This window comes from Gimesia chilikensis (assembly GCF_008329715.1).
In the GTDB taxonomy this organism is placed as follows: domain Bacteria; phylum Planctomycetota; class Planctomycetia; order Planctomycetales; family Planctomycetaceae; genus Gimesia; species Gimesia chilikensis.
In genome coordinates this window covers 198,800-212,300 of the sequence record NZ_VTSR01000006.1, presented here as the reverse complement: position 1 = coordinate 212,300, position 13,501 = coordinate 198,800, and the positions used below count along the sequence as shown (strand labels likewise).

General features: G+C 54.3%; 9 protein-coding genes. 7 read left to right on the top strand and 2 right to left on the bottom strand.

Going from position 1 to position 13,501, the window contains the following annotated elements:
* Positions 1-40: 40 nt before the first annotated feature.
* From mutM to FYZ48_RS08015, 5 genes are all read left to right on the top strand, one after another.
* The gene (gene mutM / locus FYZ48_RS08035; RefSeq protein ID WP_149339187.1) at positions 41-892 is read left to right on the top strand and encodes a bifunctional DNA-formamidopyrimidine glycosylase/DNA-(apurinic or apyrimidinic site) lyase; all 852 of its coding nucleotides are present in this window, start codon (positions 41-43) and stop codon (positions 890-892) included.
* 140 nt (positions 893-1,032) lie between these two features.
* Positions 1,033-2,757, top strand: a complete 1,725-nt coding sequence (locus tag FYZ48_RS08030; RefSeq protein WP_149339185.1) for an ATP-binding protein — start codon at positions 1,033-1,035, stop codon at positions 2,755-2,757.
* Between the two features lie 90 nt (positions 2,758-2,847).
* On the top strand, positions 2,848-3,609 hold the full coding sequence (gene rlmB / locus FYZ48_RS08025) for a 23S rRNA (guanosine(2251)-2'-O)-methyltransferase RlmB (protein ID WP_149339183.1): 762 nt from the start codon (positions 2,848-2,850) through the stop codon (positions 3,607-3,609).
* Positions 3,610-4,003: 394 nt separating this feature from the next.
* A complete protein-coding gene (locus FYZ48_RS08020; protein WP_149339180.1) occupies positions 4,004-4,978 on the top strand; it encodes an SDR family oxidoreductase in 975 nt (324 codons plus the stop codon).
* Between the two features lie 86 nt (positions 4,979-5,064).
* Positions 5,065-7,437, top strand: a complete 2,373-nt coding sequence (locus FYZ48_RS08015; RefSeq protein WP_149339178.1) for a polysaccharide biosynthesis tyrosine autokinase — start codon at positions 5,065-5,067, stop codon at positions 7,435-7,437.
* A gap of 11 nt (positions 7,438-7,448) precedes the next feature.
* Here the strand turns inward: FYZ48_RS08015 and FYZ48_RS08010 are convergent, their stop codons facing one another.
* Both FYZ48_RS08010 and FYZ48_RS08005 read right to left on the bottom strand, forming a co-directional pair.
* Positions 7,449-8,804, bottom strand: a complete 1,356-nt coding sequence (locus FYZ48_RS08010; RefSeq protein WP_228030310.1) for a sigma-54-dependent transcriptional regulator — start codon at positions 8,802-8,804, stop codon at positions 7,449-7,451.
* 26 nt (positions 8,805-8,830) lie between these two features.
* Positions 8,831-10,297: a sensor histidine kinase gene (locus FYZ48_RS08005; protein ID WP_149339175.1), complete on the bottom strand. Its 1,467-nt coding sequence runs from the start codon at positions 10,295-10,297 to the stop codon at positions 8,831-8,833.
* Between the two features lie 415 nt (positions 10,298-10,712).
* On the opposite strand from FYZ48_RS08005, the gene glgA reads away from it, so the two are divergent.
* Together glgA and FYZ48_RS07995 are read left to right on the top strand one after the other, a co-directional pair.
* Positions 10,713-12,224, top strand: a complete 1,512-nt coding sequence (glgA, locus tag FYZ48_RS08000; RefSeq protein ID WP_149339173.1) for a glycogen synthase GlgA — start codon at positions 10,713-10,715, stop codon at positions 12,222-12,224.
* Between the two features lie 59 nt (positions 12,225-12,283).
* On the top strand, positions 12,284-13,267 hold the full coding sequence (locus FYZ48_RS07995) for a galactose-1-phosphate uridylyltransferase (RefSeq protein WP_149339171.1): 984 nt from the start codon (positions 12,284-12,286) through the stop codon (positions 13,265-13,267).
* The last annotated feature ends 234 nt before the right edge of the window (positions 13,268-13,501 follow it).

Genomic DNA, 13,501 nt, shown 5'->3' with positions numbered 1-13,501 from the left:
ACAACGCAGAACCGCTACCATTGCTAGAGAAAGTATAATCGTGCCAGAGCTGCCGGAAGTGGAAACCATGGTGCGGGGCATTCGCGATGCCGTCGAAGGCGCCCGGATCCGTGAATTCGTCAAATGCCGCTGTACCTGTAAGCCGATTTCGATGAAACCAGGCCTGAAGTCGATCCAGGGCAGGGTTTTAAATCAGTCGGTGGTTTCCGTAAGGAGACTCGCGAAACGCGTGATTCTGGACCTGGAGAACGAGGAGTCGTTCGTCATTGAACCCCGCATGACTGGACTGATGTTACTCTCCGATCCGCCGGATCGCGAACACCTCCGCCTGGAATGGCGTCTGCAGAACGGGCGCAAGCAGACATCACTCTGGTTCTGGGACCGTCGTGGACTGGGAACGGTTCAATTATTACGCAAAGCCGAACTGGAGACCGTGCTCGGCCCCGCAAAGCTCGGTCCGGATGCCCTGGCACTGACACTCCAGGAACTAGAGCAGCGGTGTGCCCGCACCAGCCGGGCGATCAAAGTCGCCTTACTGGACCAGAAAATGGTCGCCGGCATCGGGAATCTCTACGCCAGTGAGATTCTGCATCTGAGCCGGATTCATCCCCAGCGCCCCGCCAATGAACTGAATGCAGACGAAGTCAAAGCCCTGCATCAGGCGACGCGCAAGATACTAAAGACCGCCATCCGCTACGAAGGTTCGACACTCGGCGATGGCACTTATCGGAATGCGTTGAACAAATCGGGCGGCTATCAGAATCATCACCGCGTCTACAGCCGGGCGGGAGAACACTGTCCCACCTGCCGGGGCGCGGAGATCATTCGCATCGTGCAGGCGCAGCGTTCCACTTTCTACTGTCCCTGTTGCCAGGTCGGTCACAGCCTCTGAGGATTTCTCAGATATTTCAATGAATTGGGAGTAGAATTGGCGAATCGTGCTTTTCTCTCCGCGTAATTTTGGAATAAGATCAGAGGATACTCGGGCTCGGGGCCTTGGTCTGATCCTGATTCGTTAGCAGCTGGAAGTCCATGTCGTATCGCGTTTTTAAAAAACTGCTCGGTGAAACCAATCTCGAACGGAAGTGCCGCTTCCTGTTCGGCGGGGGGCTTATGGTCCTGATTACCGCCAGTTTCTCCCTCAATACCTGGATGAACAACCAGGTGCTGGATGAGCAAAACGTGACCTCCGCCCGACTGCTGGTAGCCCCCATCATTCTGGAAAAGCACTGGAAGTGGTCCGAGAACAACAAGGAATACCGCGAGCTGATCGAAAAGATCGCTCAGTCGGTGAAGTCCAAAGACCTCGGAAATTACAGCTGGTCGGTCTTCAAAGCCAACCCTTCTAACGCCGACTCCAAGGAACGCCCCATCGACAGTGCCGGCTACGAGGCGCTCGAACGCATCAAGCAGGGTGAGAATGAAATCTTCTACGCCGATGTGTCTGAGGGAAAATTCCAGTATTACAGCGCCATTCATGCCACCGAATCCTGTGTCTCCTGTCATCGTCTGCACGATGATCCGGATCTCGAACTCGGGGGGCTGATCGGCATCGTCAATATTCGCTTCCCCTCCCAGAAGGTGGAACAGGCCCAGAACTGGAACCGGGCAATCAACGTCGCTTCAGCTTTGATCACCGCCGTCCTGGCGATGCTCGCTGCTTACGCCATCGTGCGGTATGTGATCGTCAAGCCGGTCCTGCACCTCAAGGACGTCAGCGATGAAATCGCGCACGGCAATCTCGATCTGCGAGCCGACATTCGTACCGGGGATGAATTCGAAGAACTGAGCTACGCGTTCAACCGCATGTTGCGGCACCTCGTTACGGTGCAGGAAGAGCTCCGGACCGTCAACACCGACCTCGATACCAAAGTCGATGAACTCGCCCAGGTGAACCTCCGACTTTACGAGATGAATAAACTCAAGGACGAGTTCCTGGCCACGATGAGCCACGAACTCCGCACGCCGCTGAACAGTATTCTGGGCTTCAGCGATCTCCTGGCGAACTCCAAAGATCTGGGAGAGAAACAGAAACGCTACGTCGCCAACATTCAGATGTCGGGGAAAAACCTGCTCGCTCAGATCAACGATGTGCTGGACCTGGCAAAAATCGAGAGCGGCAAAATGGAACTGCAGCTTTCGGAGATTTCCATCGCGGATCTTATCGAACGTCGCGTGGGAACCATGCTCCCCCTGGCCGATAAAAAGAATATCGAACTTACATCGGAAATCGATCCCAGGATCCCGATCCTCTTCCAGGATTCGGTCAAGATTCAGCAGATCCTGAACAACCTGCTTTCCAACGCGATCAAGTTTACGCCGGAAGGGGGCCGCGTGCATGTCTCGGCGACCCTCTGTGAAGACGATCCGGAACTGTTCGATCTTTTGGTCCGCGATAATGGCATCGGGATCCCCCTGGATGAGCAGGAATTCATCTTCGAGAAATTCCGTCAGGGGAAATCGAACTCGGAAACCCGGGATACGATGAGCCGCTCTTACGAAGGCACCGGCCTGGGACTTTCCATCATCCGAGAACTCTCCAAGCTGCTGGACGGGGAAGTCTTTCTCGAGAGTGAATTCGGTCGCGGCAGTCAGTTTACCGTGCGGCTCCCCGTTCGCATGCAGGTCGATGCAGACAACCTGCTCTCTGATATCAACGACACCTCTGTCGGCATGAATCGCCTCAAATCCTCAGACCTGGCCAAATACGCGGAAAAACTGGCTGAGAACAAGCATTCTGAGTCACGCACTCCTTGAATCTGTCGATCAGAGAGCCTACCCTTTGCACATTGGTCGGGATTCGCGCCGACAGGACTCATTTTCTTTGCTGACTCAGGAATTGTGTAAGTGGCTCTGGAGCTGAAAAACCCCCATAGTGTGCTGGCTGCCTTGAAAACCCGCCCCATCGACGTGACCGAAATCCGTCTGACCGCGGGAGCCTCACAGGGAAACTGGGGAGACGTGGCCGATGAAGCCCGCAGTCACGGCATTCCCGTCGTGGTCCGCAAGGCACCACCTCAGAAGATGAAACGCCGCCAGTCGGAAGATCAGGGCCGCCGTACCGCAGGTTCCGTGGCGCTGGTCAAACCCCGCATACCCTCTTCGCTGGGTGAACTGTTCGCACTCGATCAATCAGACGGCGAACCCCGCGGACTCTGGCTGGCCCTGGACTGCATTCAGGATCCGCACAACATCGGCGCCATTTTTCGAACCGCAGGGTTTTTCGGCGTGCGAGGGATCATTCTGACCAAGGATCGTTCAGCGCCTCTTAACGGCACTGTCTACGATGTTGCTTCAGGAGGCATGGAAGGGGTTCCCTTTGCCGTTGAAACTAATTTGAGTCGCGCAATCACCGAAGCCAAGGAAGCCGGCATCTGGATCATGGGCACGTCCGAGCATGCGGAAGAAGACGTCGCCGCTTACAGCCAGGATCGCCCCTGGATGGTCGTCATCGGCAATGAAGAGAAAGGCCTCAGAAGGCTCACGCTCGAACAATGCGATGTCGTCTGCCGCCTGACTTCAGCGGGGCTCGTCGATTCTCTGAATGCCTCCGTCGCTGCGGGAATTATGATCGCCCGCTTTTCTCCCTTCGGACCCGGCGTGAAATAAGTTTCCCCTTCGTTCACACCTGAAAATCCTGCAGGCTGCCACACAATCAGCAAAATTGTGACGATTGTTACAACACCCTGCACAGGTAGTGGTTAAAGCGATTATTCTCGATCTCTGTCCTCTGCGGTGCTCTCCTGCGCACCTGCGCGGCCGGCTTCCCTGACTTATTATTTTGGTTATATGGGAAATGACTGCATATAATAGGGATCAGGATATCCAGCGAAGGATGTTCGATAATGATTAAGAGGAAACGTCTGAATTCCATGCCAGATACCCGGCAAACGGATGCTACATTGAAAGTACAACTCAGGGGCCATTCGTAGAGACAGACTTGGGCGTCTGCTGGCTGTATGGTTCTGGCCCGACGAAATTTGATCTTTGCAGGAACAGAAACGTGACAAATTATCTAGTAACCGGCGGTGCAGGCTTCATTGGATCTCATCTGGCGACTCGGTTGATCAATGACGGACATCGGGTCCGTGTCTTTGACAATCTCAGCACGGGCGCTTTGAAGAACCTGGAGCACATTAAAGAGCAGGTCGAATTCGTTGAGGGAGATCTCCGCGACCTGTCCGCCGTTGAAGCCGCTGCCAAAGATGTCGATATCATCTTCCACCAGGCGGCCCTCGCTTCCGTTCCACGCAGTGTCGATCACCCACTTGATACACACGAAGCCTGTGTCACCGGAACCATTCATGTGCTTGATGCCGCCCGTCGCTCGGGCGTTCAGCGCGTCGTTTACGCCGGTTCCAGCAGTGCATACGGCAACCAGAAACAGATGCCCAAGCATGAAGGTCAGACACCCGAAGTGCTGTCACCTTATGCCGCCGCCAAGCTGGCCGGCGAACTTTACTGCCAGGCTTTTGCCAATTCTTACTCACTGGAAACCGTACGGATTCGGTATTTCAACGTCTTTGGCCCCCGTCAGGATCCCAACAGTCCTTACTCGGCTGTCATTCCGTTGTTTGCTTCCGCCTTACTGGAAGGCAAACGCCCCGTAATCTTCGGCGATGGTTTACAGTCTCGTGATTTCACGTTCGTTGATAACGTGGTGCAGGCGAACATTCTGGCCTCGCAGGCAGACGCTGCCATCGTTTCAGGGAATGTTTACAACGTTGCCTGTGGCAGCTCGCTGAATCTGATCGATCTCCTGAAGTTCATCTGCGAACAGTTAGACAAACCCTTCGATCCCGATTTCCAGCCGCCCCGTACCGGCGACGTCAAACATTCGTGGGCTGATATTTCCGCTGCTGAGCGGGACCTGGGCTACGAACCTGTCGTGGATATCCAGGAAGGCCTGCGGCGGACCATCGAATGGTATGCTGAGTACGTTGGTGCAGAATCCAATAAATGCCCGGGCGGTTGTTAATCGTCCCGGCATCTGAAATCGACTCAATCATCTCCCAGAAGCAAAATCGCAGGAAGCTTGCGCCTTACTAAATCAGGACCCCTGTTGTGAATACTGAATTTCAGCCTCTCGAACCTCATTCCGATCTGGACTTCGATGGAATGGAAGATTCAACCACGAATGCTTCCGCTCCGGGAGTGGATATCGTCCGGCTGCTCTTCAGAAATAAATATCTGATCGTCGGGGGCCTGTTGGCCGGTCTGTTACTGGGGCAGGCTGCTTACATGAAACTGGGGCCCGTCTTTTCTGCGAATACCAAGATCCAGGTCTCACAGAAAAACCCGGTTCCCATTAAAGAGGGAGAGGTTCAGACATTCGGGGAACTGACGGCTCACATTGACGTCATCAAAAGTCCCCGGATTGTCGGTCAGGCGGTCAAGGCTGGTAAACTCACGGAGCTGCCTTCACTTGAGGGAGAAAAAGATCCTGCCCAGGAAATCATCGACTCTCTTAAGGTCAAGCGTCTCTCGGGAACCGACCGGACTTATCTGAATATCCTGAATCTGACCTACGAAAATAAAAATTCCCACGATGCGAAAGCCATTATGCAGGCCATCGTGGACGCCTATCAGCACTACCTGGATGAAGTGCGGGATCAGAATACCGGTGAGATCATCGAACAGTTGAACAAGGCCAACAAGGCTCTGCTCACCGAACTGGAACAGAAGAAAAAAGAATACAAAGAGTTCCGCAAAGATGCCCCCCTGTATTGGGAAAGCACCCCCGGTTCGGAAGCCGCTGTGGCAGGCAGTACGAACATGCATCAGGAACGCGTGAAAACAATCGACAACGAACGGCGTCAGAACCTGCTCAAACTGACTGAGCTGAAATCGAAAATCAATACGCTCAAGTCAGCCATCGCCAGTGGAGAATCCAAAGAGACTCTGGAACTGCTGGCACAACAGTTTCTGATGGGCCAGGCCCGCGGACAGGCGGGAGCAGCCACAGGCGGTGTCGAATCACAGGCTATCGCACCGGGTAACACTCAAGTGGAACGGGCACGCCTGGCACTCGAAACGCATCTCATGCCGCTGCTGATTCAGAAGAATCGCCTCGAACGCGATTACAAAAAGAATCATCCGGACCTGGATGCCGTCAATCGCAGCATCGACACGATCATCAACCTCTATCGTCGTCAGGGAATCGAAATCTCTGCCGATAATCTGGAGTCGGGAGAATTCCAGGTATCGAAGATGAAAGATGTCGACTTCGTTAACATCTATCTGAAGTCGATGGAACAGCAGTTGAAAGAACTGGAAAACCGCGAAACCGAATTGACCCGGCTGTTTGATCAGGAAACGGAACTGGCCAAGAAGGTCGGTAACTACCAGGTCGTGGACCAGGCTTACAACGAAGAAATCGCACAACTCAAATCGCAGCGGGAAAGCATCTTCAAACAGCTGCTTCTCGAAAAAGTTGCCAAAGGGAACAGCGGTTATACCATGACGCAGCTGTCACCCGTGAAAGACGAACTGGTTATCAAGCGGCAGCTGAAATTCCTGATGGCAGGCGGCGCTGCCGGTCTGGGGCTGGTGCTCGCGTTCTCCTACTTCCGTGAAATGCGGGATACGACCATGAAATCGGTCGATGAAATTCGCAACCAGTTGCACCTGCCGATGCTGGGAGAAGTTCCCCAGTTCACAGAAGAACCCGCCCACATGGATGACAGCCAGTTCGACTCGGCGCTCTGGTATTACTATCGACCCGCGTCCCGTGAAGCGGAAGCCTATCGATCACTGCGCACCTCGTTGCTGTTGAAAACCGACCGCACCGGTGCCAGAGTCCTGCAGATCACCAGTGCCGAACCGGGAGATGGTAAGACGACGTCTGTTTCCAACCTGGCCCTGGCGATTGCCCAGACAGGCCGGAAAGTGCTGATCATCGACGCCGACTTGCGGCGGCCAACCGTGCATAAACTGTTCGGAATCAATAACGCCGTTGGTCTGGGAGATGTTCTGGCCCAGGAAATTGATGCCCAGACTTCGATTCGTGAAACCCGCATCAGTAATCTGTCGATCATGACAGCAGGCATGCTGCCGGAGAATCCTTCGGAAATGCTGATGTCGCGCCGCTTTGCTGAAATGATCAGTCAGCTGCGGAATGAATACGATTACATCCTGGTAGACACACCGCCCCTGGTGGTGGTCAGCGATCCCTCCGTCATCGCTTCAACGGTCGACGGGGTCCTGCTCGTCGTTCGCATCGACAAGAACCGACGCGGCGTGATCCGCAAGGTGCAGCAGATCATCCAGACCAACGGCATTAAGATCACTGGTCTGATCGCCAACAACGTCATTATCAACTCCCTGGTCGGCTATGATTACATCGACAGCCAGGGCTATCAGGCCTACTTCGAGAAACCGGCAGCGCAGGACAAAAAATCGGCTGTGAATCCAGTGAAGACCGAAGTCACAAGCTGATTCACGCTCGACTATTCGAGTTCAATATCGAGTTCTTCAATCTTGCGATACAGACTCGACAGTCCCAGTTTGAGCCGTTTGGCGGCCTCTCGTTTGTCGGCACTATCCTTCAGCACGCGGGTGATGTGCATCCGCTCGTAATGTCGCAACGCCAGTCGCAGATCATCGACGTCCGGTAGTGGGGGTTCGTTCTGATGCAGTTCGGGCGGCAGATCGTTCAGGCAGATTAATGTGTCGTCGCACATCATGACCGCCCGTTCGATGGCATTGTCCAACTGACGGACGTTTCCTTTCCACTCCGCTGACATCAACGCCCGAATCGTTTCACTGGTGGCCCCTGTAACCCGCTTGCCCATCTTCCGCGAATGCTTGGCGATAAAATATTCGACCAGCTCCGGAATATCGTCCACCCTCTCACGCAGCGCGGGAATGTGAATTTTCATCCCGTCCAGCCGATAGAATAGATCCTGCTCGAATTCGCCAGTCTTGACCATCTCTGCCAGGTCGCGCGTCGTGGAAGCGATGAGTCGCACATCGACTTTCACTGGCTCCGCACTTCCCAGCGGCAGGATCTCGCCGTATTCAATGGCACGCAGCAGTTTACCCTGGGTTCCCAGCGGGAGCTGTGAGATCTCATCCAGGTAGACTGTACCGCCGTCGGCGTTCTTGAAGACGCCGGTCTGCTCTGCCTGTGGATACTGCAGCGAACTGGCCGCGGATCCAAACAGCTGCGACTCCAGAAGCTCAATAGGCCGCATTCCACAGTTCACAGCGAGGAAACGTTGTTCGCGATTGGGACCATTCGAGTGAATCGAGCGGGCGAACAGTTCTTTCCCGGTCCCCGATTCTCCCGAGAGCAGCACATTGGAGTTCGTAGCCGCGATCTTGCGGATTGTGCTCTGCAGTTTCTGTAATGCTTTACTGCTGCCGACAATCTCCTCGATGCCGGGGCTGCGGGCCAGCTCTCGTCGGAGAATCTGATTCTCGTAGAAAATTTTCTGATATTCAAACAGCCGGTTGAGCTTGTGAGACAGGTCGTCAAAGATCACCGGTTTTACCAGGTAGTCAAACGCCCCCGCCTTGAACGCAGAGATTGTATTTTCAACGGTCGCGTACGCTGTGATGATCAGTACGAAAATACTTGGCTTGATATTCTGCAACCGGCGGAGCAGTTCAATTCCATCCCCGTCCGGAAGCTGCACATCGCAGATTGCGACATTGAAATCCCGATCCCGGGCCAACTCCAGTGCTTTGGCCACGGTCGAAGCCTGCATGGTTTCATAGCCTTCGCTCGTCAGAAATTCGGCCAGTGAGCTGCGGATGACTTCTTCATCTTCGACAATCAGTATCGAGCGGTTGAGTTGCACGTCGGAGTTCGTCCTGTTTTCTATCATCAGGTAGTTACAAATTTCATTTCCTGGGCCGGTCCCGGAGGAATTTCGCCCAGATCTTTTACTTCTTCGCAATACAGGGCGACAACGAATTTCGCCCCTTCACTTACGGTATCGTCAATTCGGATCGTGCCTGTATTGGAATGTTCCAGAATATTGCGACAGACAAACAGCCCCAGTCCCGTTCCCTTGGACTTGGTCGTGAAGTAAGGGCGGAACAGTTTTTCCTTATCCACTTCCTTGATGCCTTCACCATTGTCGTGCACGGAGATCAGGATCTGTCCGTCTCGTGCTTCAGTCGTGATTTCAATCGACTGTCCCTCTTCGGTGGCGTCCATCGCATTCAGAATCAGGTTCAGAAACACCTGCACCAGCTGATCACGCACGAGTTGCACGGGGGGGAGATTCTCCGCGAACCGCGTGATGATCTTCTTTCCCTTTTTCCGCTTATAATACTTGGCGATATTCAGCGATTCGGTGATCACCTCATTGATGTAGCAGCGGTTCCGCTCTGTAGTCGCCGGGCGGCTGAAATCGATCAACTCACGTAAAATACGCTGGATCCGCCGCAGCTGTGCGTCGACTTCGTCCAGTCGTTTATTCGTGTACTCGTCATTATTGTGCCGGTTCAGCAGCTGGACGAGCGAACTGATGCCCGCCAGCGGGTTCCCGACCTCGTGCGCAATCCCCGCGGCCAGCAGACCGAAGGCAGCATGTTTCTCCTGCTGAATCAACAGCGCCTGGGATTCCTGCAGATCGCTCGTCCGCCGGGCAATTCGGTCTTCCAGCAGTTCCTGGTTCTGTTTGAGTTGTTCGTTGGCGACCGAGAGTTCCAGACTCGTGCGTTTCACCAGGCTGGAAAACGCAATACTGGCCCAGGCAACCCAGCCCATCCACACGACCATCAACAGGATCTGGGTCAGCCAGTCCGGTGGTGCATTCTGCGGGGGGAACAGCAGTGTCGTGTAGCTCAATAGATGCAGTGCCAGCGTCACATAAGCAATCAGCGGTGAATGCCGAATCGAACAGACGATCAGCGAGAGCAGATAATAAAAGCGGAACGGACTGTTCAGGCCGGTGTCGTAATGACAGAGTAGGCCGATAAACAGTGCCTCCATCACGGAGATGGTCAGCGGCCATTCGCCCAGAAAGACTTTGCCCCGAAAGCTGAACCAGGTGTCTGCCAATGCATAAATCGCCCCCAGGGTCAGAATCCAGTTCAGCTGGGGGACCTGAATCGCAGCATCGTTGCCCACAAAGTTGACCAGCACATACCCGACACACAATCCAAACCAGCGGATTCGCAGCGTGATCTCTTCGGCAGGCAGTTCCCAGGTAAAGGCATCGTGGTGAATCCTGGGGGGCGGCGCCAGATGCGGCGGCGGCGCAGCAGCTCCGCTCTCGGCAGACGGAGCCGGTGGCTGGTCTGTCGTTTCGGGCTGATTCTTCAGGACTGAATGATCATTCATATCAGAAATTATGACTGGATGAGACAGACCGCGGATCGACTGCAACGATGGTGAATCCACACTGTCAACAAAGTGTCGTGCTGAAACCCGGTCCCTCCCGTAGGGGATGACCTGTGGTTCAGAATAGGTTCAGATCATATACTATCATGAATCTGAAATTGATCCGCAATTACACATGCGGTATTTTGCTGCAGTTCCGGTTTAATTTTACTGAACAAACAGGTAAAACCAGAACGGGTCTGATATAGTCTGCTGAAATTGATCAGCGGTAGTGAGACATTCGTGCGAACAACCCGCTGATTCCAGCCGCAACACACCGGCTTGAGTTTACAGAACCAATACTCACAGCCGATAATGACGTATAGAATATTGTAGACACACCACCGGATATGTAATCCAGATAGATTGGGATTTTATGAAAATCGTCGTAGCGAGTTCTGAAGCGATTCCTTTTGCCAAAACGGGCGGACTGGCTGATGTTGCCTCCGCTCTGTCCAAGGCACTGGCGGACGCCGGGCACGAGGTGAGCCTGTTTTTACCCTGCTACCCGCAGTCAATCGCGAAGCGGGGGCTCAATCTGGATGATTTCGAACTCTGTCCGGAAAAAGTAACGATCTCAGTCGGCAGCAAGGAAGTCGAAGCCCGTCTCCGCAAAACCGGATTCCCCGGTTCCAGCGCCACGGTTTACCTGGTCGAACAGGCTCGCTATTTTGATCGCCCCGAACTCTACCACGAGGGCGGCCGGGATTATCAGGATAACTGCGAACGCTTCATTTTCTTCAGCCGCGCTGTGATGGAGTTCACTAAAAAACTGAACCTTTCACCGGACATTATCCATGCCAACGACTGGCAGACCGGTCTGATACCGGCGCTGCTCAACATTGAGTATGAAGACCAGCCCGGCTTCGAAAAGACCGCCGCCGTCTACACGATTCACAACATGGCCTTCCAGGGGCAGTACTGGCACTGGGATATGCTGCTCACCGGAATCGACTGGAAATACTTCAATCGCCACCAGATGGAATTCTTCGGGCAGTTGAACCTGCTCAAAACAGGCATCGTCTTCTCCGACATGGTAACAACGGTCAGCCCCACTTATGCGAAGGAAATTCGGACCGAGCAGTTTGGCTACGGTCTGCACGGCGTTCTCGATTCCCACGCTGATCGGCTGGTGGGCATCCTCAACGGCGTCGATACGACCGACTGGAATCCCGAGATCGATCCGCACATCGCCGCGAATTATTCCGCACAGACGGTCGCGGAAGGTAAGCCACGCTGTAAAGCAGCACTGCAGGAACGGATGGGACTCCCCCAGAAACCCGACGTTCCACTCTTGGGGGCAATCTCCCGCATGACCGATCAGAAAGGGTTCTCCCTGATTCTGGATGCCGCCGAGAACCTCTTGGCCACAGACGTGCAACTCGTCATCCTGGGAACGGGAGACCCGTATCACGAGACCTCCTTCAGCGAACTGGCACGACGGTTTCCTGATAAGGTTTCCACGCTCATCGGCTTTGACGAAATCCTGGCCCACCAGATCGAAGCCGGCCTGGATATCTTCCTGATGCCCAGTCAGTTTGAACCCTGTGGTCTGAACCAGATGTATAGCCTGATTTATGGCACAGTCCCCATCGTGCATGAAGTCGGCGGGCTGGCAGATTCCGTCGTGGATGCCTCTGACACCAACCTCGAAAACGGAAGTGCGAACGGTTTTTCCTTCTGGCACTTTGATGCGACCGTACTGTATCGACAGATGCGACGTGCCATCGATATGTACAACGACAAATCGACCTGGCAGCAACTGATGCAGAACGGTATGACCCGGGACTGGTCCTGGAAGCATAGCGCTCAGAATTACCTTTCAGTCTATCAGCAGGCGCTCAGTTTTCGTGCGAATAGTACTGAATCAGTTTCCGCCTCGTCTTAAACTGAATCCAGCGATCCTTCAAATCGATCTCTCTGTCCCCATTCGAATCACTGTCTGCCATGTCTGAAATTCGTACCGATCCGCTGACCGGGTTGACGACCATCTTTGCGCCGGAACGGGCCAAACGTCCGATCGCCATCAAGAGCAGTCAGGGCGATGAGGACCAGAGTGCAGAGCAGATCGCCTCCGATCCCTTCGCTGAGGGGAAGGAAGACGAGACCGAGCCTGAACTGTTTGCTGTCCGCGCACCCGGATCCAAACCCAACGGGCCCGGCTGGAGCCTGCGGGTAGTAGATAACAAATATCCTGCTCTCACACCCGTCTCGACACCCGGTTCCGAACACGATTCGTTCGGCGTGCACGAAGTCATTGTGGAATGTCCGCACTATGAAACGCACATTTCCCGGCTGGACCTCGCCAGCTTCCAGAACATGTTCCACGCCTATCGTGCCCGATTGCGCGTGCATCGACAGAACCCCCGGTTGCAGTATGCAATCATCTTCAAAAATCAGGGAGTCCTCGGAGGCGCCTCACTTGGCCACGCCCATTCTCAGCTGATGGTCAGTCACGTGATTCCCGAGGCACTGCACAGAGAGGTTGAAACCGCACAACAGTATCAGGCAGAGCAGGGGACCTCGTTGTTCGAGCAACTGGCTTCCGAACCGGTTCTGGTGACCGAACACTTCGATCTGATCTGCCCCTACGCCAGTCGGTTCGCTTTTGAAACCTGGCTGATTCCCCGTTCCCGCGGTACTCACTACGACCACTCCCGTGATGAGGAACTCGACGACCTGGCAGCAATCACCCGACGTCTGCTCAAGGCACTGGAGACGATTCTGGGCAGCCACGATCTGAACTTTGTCATTCAGACGCCCCCGTTTCCGACGGGAGACGACGCCGGGTACACCTGGACGCTGCGCATTTATCCCCGGCTGGCCCATCTGGCGGGTTTCGAACTCGCCTCCCAGATGTACGTTAATCCGGTCTTCCCCGAGCAGGCGCGGGAGCTGCTCCAGCAGGAACTTGCGAAAGAGCAGTCTTAAAGCTTCAACACGAAGAGAGGGGCACTGTTACGCTCTTTTCGGCCTCAGGTAAAATAGAGAAGCCACCGTCAGTTTCTGGCTTAAAACCATCGTTCTGTCTGGTGAAAAATTACCTGCTTTAACAATTACCCTCCATCCGACAGTATTTCAGCTCCAGGAGTGCTGATTTTAAGGACTCCTGGATTTTATTCTCGGAAAAAGTCCTCTATCATTAGTAAAAGATTGGCTTTACTA